Source organism: Xanthomonas sp. SHU 166, assembly GCF_000364685.1.
Classification (GTDB): Bacteria; Pseudomonadota; Gammaproteobacteria; order Xanthomonadales; family Xanthomonadaceae; genus Xanthomonas_A; species Xanthomonas_A sontii.
Map to the genome: position 1 here is coordinate 1 of NZ_AQOJ01000789.1, position 2,556 is coordinate 2,556.

Here is a 2,556-nt window from a genome sequence, read left to right on the forward strand (position 1 = left end):
TCGCGCGGTGCCTGATGTGGCCGCGCGTTCGGGGCGCCGCGCTAGAGAGTCACCCGGCCCCATCTCTCGATTTCGCTTGCTGCAGGAGGCCGGGCAGCCCGTGCATTCTTCGCGGCTGCAGGAGCGGCTTCAGCCGCCAAAGGCGGTACCGGGAATGCTCCTGTCGCGGCTGAAGCCGCTCTTGCGAGGCGACGGCTGGTTTCACTGAACCACGGCAACAAGCAGCGATGCGCGATGCCATTCGGTCGCGAAACGCGAGCGACACATGCCTGGCCGGCCGCCTGCAGTCGGGACTGAAGTCCCTCCCACAACGACTCCGATCAGATCGCGAGATCGTTGCTGCAAAGGCGCATTCCTGCAAGGCGCAGTGAGCGGCGAGCAAGGTCATGCCTGGACGCCGTTCCTGCAATGTTGGCCGTCGGGTCGCGGCTGAAGCCGAAACTGCGCGCAGCCTGAAATCCCCCCGATCAGCTCGGATTCTCCAGCGAGAACAGGTCCGCCTGCTTGTCGTAGGCGAAGTACTCGGCGTAGCGCGCCCAGCTGGTGACCGCCTGCACGGTCTCCGCCGCGTAGGCCTCGGACATGTGGTCTTCCAGTTCGTCGCGGAAGCGGCGCGCCGGCGCGTGATGCGCCGGGCGTTCGTCGAGCACGCGGCGGATGTGCGCGGCCAGCGGCACGTAGGTGGCCAGGTGCTGGGCGAACAGTTGCTTGCGCGCGTCGGTGCCCAGCTCGGCGAAGCGCTGCCCGGCCGGGGTCAGCTGCAGGTCGCCCTGTTCGAACACGGCGAAGCGCAGCAGTTGCAGCGTCTCGGCGATCGGGAACAGTTCGTCCACTTCCAGCTGCAGGCCGGCCGCCAGCGGCGGCAGGTCGGCACGGCCGTGGTAGGGCTCGGCCGCCACCGCTTCGATCAGGCCAGCCAGCAGGTTGCTCGACACGCGCGGCAACACCATGGCGATGCCGCTGCCCGGGAACACGCCCTCGCGGGTCTGCGGCCGCTGCGGGCTGGCGGTCATGCGCGCATAGATGTCGTCGACCAGGGCGCGGAACGCCGGCGCCAGGCGATTGCGCGGCTGCGGCAGGGTCACTTCGATCTCGCCGATCACCCGCCCCGGATTGGCGCCGAAGATCACGATGCGGTCGCACATCAGCACCGCTTCTTCGATGTTGTGGGTGACCATCAGGATCGATTCGATCGGCATGCGCCCTTCCGACCACAGGTCGAGCAGGTCGGTACGCAGGGTCTCGGCGGTCAGCACGTCCAGCGCCGAGAACGGCTCGTCCATCAGCAGCAGCTTGGGTCGCACCACCAGCGCCCGCGCCAGGCCCACGCGCTGGCGCATGCCGCCGGACAGTTCCTTCGGGTAGGCGCCCTCGTAGCCGTCCAGGCCGATCAGGTCGATCGCCGCCAGGGCGCGCCGGCGGCGCTCGTCGGCGGCCACGCCACGCGCCTCCAGGCCCACTTCCACGTTCTGCAGCACCGTCAGCCATGGGAACAGGGCGAAGCTCTGGAACACCATGGCGATGTCGTCGGCGACCTGGCCCGGCGCGGCATCGCGGAAGGCGATGCTGCCGGCGCTGGGCTGCAGCAGCCCGGCGATGGCGCGCAGCAGGGTCGACTTGCCCGAGCCGGAACGGCCGAGCAGGCCGACGATCTGCCCCGAGTGCAAGGTCAGGTCGACGTCCTCCAGCACCACCAGCGGCGTCGCCCCGCCCTTGTCGTAGGTTTTGCGCACACCCTGCACGCGGACCAGCGGGGCGCGCTCGGGCACGCTTGCGGAATAGCTCATGGTCGGTCTCCAGGAATCAGTCGAAACGCAGGCGGCGTTCGGCGAAGACGTACAGACGTCGCCAGACCGCACGGTTGAAGAGGGTCACGAACAGCGACATCACCGCCACCCCGAGCAGCACCCGCGGGCCGTCGCCGGCGGCGGTGGCGCGGGCGATGTAGGCACCGAGGCCGTAGGCCTGCACCTGGGTGTGGCCCCAGCTGGCCAGTTCGGCCACGATGCTGGCGTTCCAGGAACCGCCCGACGCGGTCAACGCACCGGTGATGTAGTACGGGAAGATGCCGGGCAGGATCACCCGCCGCCACCAGGTCCACGAGCGCAGGTGGTAGATGGTGGCGGCCTCGCGCAGATCGGTCGGGAACGCGCTGGCGCCGGCGATCACGTTGAACAGGATGTACCACTGGGTGCCGAGGATCATCAGCGGCGACAGCCAGATGTTGGGATCGGCGCCGGTGCTGACGATGGCCAGCACCGCGAACGGGAACAGCACATTGGCCGGGAACGCGGCCAGGAACTGCGCCAGCGGCTGCACCCGCTGCGCCACCTTCGGGCGCAGCCCGATCCACACCCCGATCGGCACCCACACCAGGCTGGCCAGGGCGATCAGCACCACCACCCGCAGCAGCGTGGCCAGGCCACCGCCGAAGGCCTCGGCCAGGTCGTGCAGGCCCAGGTGGCGGCGGCCGTAGTCGTAGGCGAACCACGCCGCGGCCGCACCGGCCAGGGCCAGCGCCGCGCTCCACAGCCGATCGCCCCACACCCCGCTGCG

Annotated in this window: 2 protein-coding genes; both read right to left on the reverse strand. The window is 69.8% G+C overall.

Translation table 11 applies throughout. The features are described 5' to 3' along the window. Window positions 1-467 precede the first annotated feature (467 nt). Window positions 468-1,787 carry a nitrate/sulfonate/bicarbonate ABC transporter ATP-binding protein gene (locus tag D180_RS18285; protein WP_010341738.1) on the reverse strand — a complete coding sequence of 440 codons (1,320 nt, stop codon included), beginning with the start codon at window positions 1,785-1,787 and terminating at the stop codon, window positions 468-470. A gap of 16 nt (window positions 1,788-1,803) precedes the next feature. Continuing rightward, window positions 1,804-2,556, reverse strand: a 753-nt coding sequence (locus D180_RS18290; protein WP_017913928.1) for an ABC transporter permease subunit, incomplete at its 5' end; no start/stop codon positions are given.

What these genes read in the sequence shown, in the direction of transcription:
- D180_RS18285 (WP_010341738.1), bottom strand. Translation starts at nt 1,787, where the DNA reads ATGAGCTATTCCGCAAGCGTGCCCGAGCGCGCCCCGCTGGTCCGCGTG.